A 6,622-nucleotide genomic window follows, 5' to 3' on the forward strand; every position below is an offset into this window, starting at 1 on the left:
GCCCGGCAGGAGCCTGTCACGCATCCTGGGTACGGATGGCCAGCCGTGTCCAGGTGGTTCCTGGCCCGGCGGGAGGCCGAACCGATAGCGGACGAGTTGTCAGCGGCTCCGGCAATCCGCGTGCATCCCAGTTCACCGCGTCCGGACACCGGGTACAGACGGGAAAGGTGCCTGGACCGCGACATCCTTCTCCTCCGGGCGCTGGACCTCCCCCCGGCAACCGCGTTCCCGACCGCTTCTCCGGCTTGACACTCACCGTGACACCGACCCTGACATCGACTGTGACACCCGGCAACGTCGGCAGCTGTCCCTGCCCATGACCGCCTGGAGGCCTGACCGCGATGATCGAGCCGACCGATCCGCGCCTGAGTGTCATAGGTACCGGCTACCTGGGCACGACCCATGCCGCCTGTATGGCGGAACTGGGATTCGACGTGGTCGGCGTTGATGTGGACCCGGTCCGGATCAGCTCTCTCGCCGCTGGCGAGACACCGTTCTTCGAACCGGGCCTGGAGGCGCTCGTCCGCAAGAACCTGGAGTCCCACCGCCTGCGTTTCACCACGTCCGTGGCGGATGCCGCGGCTGTCGCGGACGTCCACTTCATCTGTGTCGGGACTCCCCAGCTGCCTGGGGCGAACACCGCCGACATGCGCCACGTCGACGCCGCGTTCACCGGGCTCCTGCGGTCGGGAATCCGGCCGGGGGCGCTCATCGTCGGAAAATCCACCGTGCCTGTCGGCACGGCCATGCGGCTGGCGCGACGGCTCGACTCCGAGGCTCCCGGCGTGGAGCTCGCGTGGAACCCGGAGTTCCTGCGTGAGGGCTTCACCATTGACGACACGCTGCGGCCCAGCCGCCTGGTCTTCGGCCTACGTCCCGAGCCGGCCAGGGCCCGGGGCGCCGAAACGCTCCTGCGGCGCGTGTACGCCACGCTCATCAACGCCGGGGTGCCGGTCGTCGTCACCGACTACCCCACGGCCGAACTCGTCAAGCTTGCTTCGAACGCGTTCCTCGCAACCAAGATCTCCTTCATCAACGCCATGGCGGAGATCTGCGAGGCCACTGGCGGGGACGTCACCGCAATGTCCACCGCGCTGTCCTACGACAGCCGCATCGGCGGGCAGTTCCTGCACGCCGGCCTCGGTTTCGGTGGCGGCTGCCTGCCCAAGGACATCCGCGCCTTCCAGGCCCGCGCCGACGAGCTCGGCGTCGGCCAGGCGCTCGGCTTCCTCGCGGAGGTCGACGCCGTCAACTCCCGCCGCCGCGCCAGGACCGTGAGCCTGACCATCCAGCTATTGGATGGGATGGCCGCTGGCAAAAAGATCGCCGTCCTCGGCGCGGCGTTCAAGCCCAACTCCGACGACATCCGTGACTCGCCGGCCCTTGACGTCGCGGGCGCGCTGCACCGCGCCGGTGCCGTGGTGACCGTCTACGACCCGGCGGCGATCCCCAACTGCCGCGCGGCCCACCCGCAGCTGGCCTACGCGGACAACGCCGTCCTCGCCGCGGCCGGCGCTGACATCCTCCTGCACCTCACCGAGTGGAGCGAGTTCCGTGAGCTCGACCCCACGGTGCTCGCTCCGGTGGTCGCCAGCAGGATTGTCGTCGACGGCCGCAACGCCCTGGATCCAGCCGCATGGCGCGCGGCCGGCTGGGCTTACCACGCGCTGGGCCGGCCCGCCTGACGACGAGCCGCGGGGCAGGCGGCCTCGCGGCAGTCTCGGCTCGTGGTGTCCGGGCTACTCATGTCCAGGTGGTGACTTCGCCCAACGTGCCGCTCGCCACGTCGTAGACAAAACCCCGGACTGACGTGGAGGCGCTTAGGAAGGGACTGGAGCGGAGACGCGAGACAGATGCCCGGATGCTCGCCTCAAGATCGGTGAAGGCGTGGACAGGCCACGCCGGCCGCACCCCCACGTGTTCGAACAGTTTTTCCCGAAAACCGTCATCCGTGATGGTCATCATCCCGCACTGGGTGTGCTGCAACAGAATGATCTCCGTCGTGCCGAGCTCGTGCTGGCTGACCGCCAGCGAACGGATCACATCGTCGGTGACCACACCGCCGGCGTTGCGCAGGACATGCGCGTCGCCTTCCGCGAGGCCCAGCAGCGCATGGACGTCCAGCCGGGCGTCCATGCAGGCCAGAACCGCCACACCGGTGGCGGGCGCGGCCGGGCGCGCCCGCGTCGGCGCGTCGCCGGCCTGCCGGGCCGCCGCGAAGCTCGCGGCGCGCGCCACCATGGAGTCGGTGGCCGTGCGGGAAACGGTGGCAGTGTGTGAGCCTTCGGCCCGTACTGAACCTCGGCCGTCGACCATGGTCATCGTGGTGCAACCTCCATCGGCGCGGTGGACACAGCAGAACCAGGTTCGTTCGTGCACGGCAGCGTCGCCGGGAACCCGCCAGCGCGGCGTGCCGCCGTACAGCAACCCGGCCAGGCACCCGCCGAGCTGCTGTGTGGCAAGTCGTCACCACAGCCAGCCGCAACAAGGATGACGCGGCCACGCCGCTTTCGCCAGCGGTACGCGGCCCAACAACACAGATCGCAATCGCAAACGCACGTTGACCGTACGGAGCGAAACGCACATCACGGCAACCAGCCCGACAGCCGAGTCACCAACCGGAGCAGGGGGCATACTTGCCGCGAGGGATCGGCCCGACAGGCTGCCCGGCGACCGCGCGCCCGGCGTTCCCGCCTGGCCAGGACCGTCGGCACACCCGTCGCCAGCCGCACCCCCATGTCAGCGAGATCGCCGTCCCGACTACCCTTTCGTGCGCGGCCGTGGACCCACACACGCGCCGGTATCGCGCTGTGACGCACAGCATCGAAGGGGGATCGCGTCCTCGAGGAGGAGATCAGCGAGAACCGGTCCAGTCAATGACGACGAATTTTGATCTTGCCGGCCGCCGGCGGCGTCGAGAACCTGGAAGACTGCCGGCCCCGCGATGGTGATTTCGTTCGCGCGGCCGGCGGCCCAAGCAGCTAGGGGGGTAGCGGATGAGCCAGGAGAGACCGTCGGTAGACTCAGCCGGTGACGCAAACCGGTCAAGAGCATCCAAGGTGAACGCGGCACCGGCGGAGGCCGGCGCGGAACGGTCACGCTGGCAGGTGCTCGGCCATGAGCTGGCGAAGTTCGGAGTTGTCGGCGTCGTCTGCTACGCCATCGACGTCCTCGTGTTCAACCTGTGCCACGGGCTTGTGGGTATGGGCCCGCTCAGCGCGAAAACCGTCTCCACCATCGTGGCCGCGACCTGCGCCTACATCGGCAACCGGAACTGGTCGTTCACGCACCGGGCGCGTACGGGCCTAAGGCGCGAATACACACTGTTCGCCATCCTCAACGCCATGGGTCTGGCAATCGCCCTGGGCTGTCTGGGCTTTGCCAACTACGTGCTGAACCTGCACAGCGTGCTTGAGCTCAACCTGGCCGGAAACGTGGTCGGCACCGGGCTCGGTACCATCTTCCGGTTCTGGGCCTACAAGCGGTGGGTCTTCCTGCATCCCGACGACCCGAAGGCGGCGCTGCATACCGCGGCGGAGGCGCAGCGCCGGCAGGGTGTCCCCGAGCCCGCTGGCCACGCATAGCCGGGGTGGCGCACCGGTATCGGAACAGAACCCCAGCGTTCCGATACCGATTGGTTCCCATCATCCGTGGATGCGCTACGCTCTGGGACAAGCCCGCGCGTTTCCTTCTTGTCGGCGTCGCCGCTTGTGACGGCAGGCGGAGCGCGTCGAAAGCCACCGGATGGCACGTGTCGGCTTGCAGCCGGCTGGTCGAAGGCGGCATAGTCCCAGTTTGGGCCGCCCGAGACCTCAGGAAACCTAGGCCACAGGGGGACGCCGTGGTGCGGCCTACGCTTGATTCGTCCCGCTCCGGGGGCCGCCCTCGGGATGATTCACGGGACGGCGCGATTCGTCGCGCCACCCTTCAGCTACTCGCCGAAGTTGGGTATGACGGCGTCACCATGGACCGGGTGGCCACCCGGGCGAAAGCCGGCAAAGCCACGATCTACCGCCGCTGGCCCTCCAAGGTCGCCCTGGTCATGGACGCGATCACGACGATCACCGAGCAGTCCGTGCCCATTCCCGACACCGGCTCGTTCCGTATGGACATGCTGGCCTTCATCTCCTCGTTCCGAGATGCCATCGGCGATGACCGCGGCAGGATCATCGCCGAGCTGGTGTCTGAAATGCCCCGTAACTCCGAGCTGCGCGAAGCCCTTCGCAATGGGCTGCTCGCCCAGCGCAAAACCGCGTCCGATGTCATCGTGCACCGCGGCATCGTCCGCGGGGAAATCAGCGCGGAGGTCGACCACACGGTGCTCATGGAGCTCGGTCCCGCCCTCGTTCTGCAACGGGTACTGCTCTCCGGAGAGGTCGTCGACGCCGCGTTCATGGAACGGATCGTCGATGACCTCATCGTTCCCTACGCCGTCCACGGCTTGGCGGACCAGCCGACGAGCTGACTCCGGGAGGTGCTGGGAGCACCGCGGCGAATCGGTTCCCAGCGCCGCGCGACAATGCTCTTCTCGTGCGGGCGGAAGCGCGAGAACGCCTGACAAACCGGGGGAGACATGACAACCGGCCAGACACTCGCGGTCGACCTCGGTACCGGTTACACGTCCGCCTGCATCGGCCTGGACGGCCGGGGGGAATCCCTGCGGCTCGGGCCGGGCGGGCCGATGCCGGCCGTGGTCAGCCTGAGTCTCGACGGCCGGCTGCTGACCGGTACCGCCGCGGTGGACGTCGCGGCCACCTATCCCGACCGCGCGCAACGTCATCCGTTACAGGCGCTGGAAACGACCGAGCGGGTCCAGCTCGGTGAGGTGACCATCCCCACGATCGAGCTGATCGCCGCCGTCCTGCGCCAGGTCCTGCACGAAGCGGCCCGCCACGCTCCGGGCCCGCCACCCCGCCAGGTGGTTCTCACCGCGCCGGCCCGATGGACAGCCACGGAGGTCGACAGCCTGCGGGCAGCCGCTACCAGGGCGGGGCTCACCGACGTCATGCTGCTTCCGGAACCGATCGCGGCGGCCCGTTATCATGCCGCCCCTGACAGCATCCGCGCGGGCATGGCCGTTGCGGTATACGATCTTGGAGCCACAACCCTCGCGACGACGATTCTCACCGCGACGCCCAACGGATTCGAGATCCGCGGCGAGCCCGGCGGCAATCCCGCCTTCGGCGGTGACGACATCGACGACGCCTTACTTCGCCAGCTGGCGGACCGTGCACGCACGGTCGACTCGGCCGCCTGGGACGAGCTGTGGGCCGATCTGAGCCCATCCGGGCGCCAGCGGCACAACCAGCTACGCCAACAGGTCGTGGCAGCCAAGGAAGGGCTGTCAACCGCCACCGTCCGCGCCATTGCGGTCGGCGGATCCATCGGCGACATCCAGCTCACCCGGGCGGAGCTGGAAGCGTCGATCGAGGGTGACCTACGCGCGACCGTGACGGAACTGATCCGCACAATCGAGCGCGCGGGGATCCAGCCCGGCGAGCTCAGCGCGATCTTCCTTGTCGGCGGATCGACCCGCATCCCACGGATCTCGGCGCTGGTGACGGAGCTGACCGGCATCCGCCCCCGGCCCGCCGCCGACCCCCAGGCCGCGACAGCGCTGGGCGCGCTGCTCACGGAGGCCGCGATGCCCGCTGGGGCCGCTGAACCCGGATCGATCCCCTACGCCACCCGCGCCACGGCGAAGCCCGAGGCGGGCGCGGCCGGTGCCCACCCCTTCGGAGCCCGGGATGACTATGCCCCGACCGCCCGCTACCCGTTCGGTGAGCTTCCGCACTCAGACGCATACCCGCCGCCGGGCGCATACCCGCCACCGGGCGCATACCCGCCACCGGGTGGATACCCACCGCCGCCGGGAACGATGGGCGGACCGCCGCGGCGGCAGCCGTCAGGCCGGCGGCAGACCGCCATCATCGGAGCGATCGTCACGCTGCTGGTCCTCGCCGTCGGCATTCCGATGATCGCACTGACCGTGGCCAGTTCGGACAAACCCAGCCCCAGCCCGACGGCGGGCACGACCCTGCCCGCGATCCCCGCCGGACCGACGAACACGCCGCGGCCCGTCTCGTCATCATCGCCATCGCCATCGCCATCACCGTTGGCAACCGGGTCCACCAATGGTCTGACCGTGGCCCAGCGCAGGCTGCGGGCGCTGCTCGATCCCGCTGAGATAACGGACTGCGAAGCGAATCCGGATGCCGAGGACTCCGACATCGACGCATCGCTGACGTGTGTGGCGAGCAACGGCACAGCGGTGATCGCGTTCCACTACTACACCGCCAAATCACTGCGCGGCGACGTCGACTACCGGTCCGGCCAGATCACCGACGAGGGCAGCTGCGAGAACGGCCGTTCCAGCGTCGGGACCTGGCAGGTGAACAGCAGTTCCACCGTCGACGTCGGCGCGCTCCTGTGCTACTACCACAGTGGACGCTTTGTGATGTTCTGGAGCTACGACTCAGATCTCGTCAGCTTCGCCGCCGCGGACACCGACGCGGCATCCCTGTACCAGTGGTGGAAGCGGTTCGACCCATTGGCCTGAACCACCGCTGGCAGTGACCCGCGGCGAGCCGATGGCCGCCTAACCGGTGGATGGCCCAGGGCA

The 6,622-nt window shown here is 68.8% G+C and carries 6 protein-coding genes; 5 read left to right on the plus strand and 1 reads right to left on the minus strand.

What is annotated here, in order from left to right; genetic code table 11:
* Together MJ797_RS20145 and MJ797_RS20150 are read left to right on the plus strand one after the other, a co-directional pair.
* A partial coding sequence (locus MJ797_RS20145; RefSeq protein WP_239338209.1) for a hypothetical protein occupies window positions 1–249 on the plus strand: 249 nt, incomplete at its 5' end.
* Between the two features lie 92 nt (window positions 250–341).
* On the plus strand, window positions 342–1,685 hold the full coding sequence (locus MJ797_RS20150; RefSeq protein WP_239338211.1) for a UDP-glucose/GDP-mannose dehydrogenase family protein: 1,344 nt from the start codon (window positions 342–344) through the stop codon (window positions 1,683–1,685).
* Window positions 1,686–1,743: 58 nt separating this feature from the next.
* Here MJ797_RS20150 and MJ797_RS20155 read toward each other — a convergent pair whose 3' ends face one another.
* Window positions 1,744–2,322, minus strand: a complete 579-nt coding sequence (locus MJ797_RS20155; protein ID WP_374582656.1) for a beta-class carbonic anhydrase — start codon at window positions 2,320–2,322, stop codon at window positions 1,744–1,746.
* Between the two features lie 737 nt (window positions 2,323–3,059).
* Between MJ797_RS20155 and MJ797_RS20160 the strand changes: the two genes are divergently transcribed.
* The 3 genes from MJ797_RS20160 (at window position 3,060) to MJ797_RS20170 (ending at window position 6,559) form a co-directional block, all read left to right on the plus strand.
* Entirely contained in the window at window positions 3,060–3,584 is a 525-nt protein-coding gene (locus MJ797_RS20160; protein ID WP_239338214.1) for a GtrA family protein, read from the plus strand.
* Between the two features lie 257 nt (window positions 3,585–3,841).
* Complete coding sequence (locus MJ797_RS20165) at window positions 3,842–4,465, plus strand: TetR/AcrR family transcriptional regulator (RefSeq protein WP_239338217.1); 624 nt, start codon at window positions 3,842–3,844, stop codon at window positions 4,463–4,465.
* Window positions 4,466–4,573: 108 nt separating this feature from the next.
* Complete coding sequence (locus tag MJ797_RS20170) at window positions 4,574–6,559, plus strand: Hsp70 family protein (protein ID WP_239338220.1); 1,986 nt, start codon at window positions 4,574–4,576, stop codon at window positions 6,557–6,559.
* The last annotated feature ends 63 nt before the right edge of the window (window positions 6,560–6,622 follow it).

It is taken from the genome of Protofrankia sp. CiP3, from assembly GCF_917627345.1.
Lineage (GTDB): Bacteria > Actinomycetota > Actinomycetes > Frankiales > Frankiaceae > Protofrankia.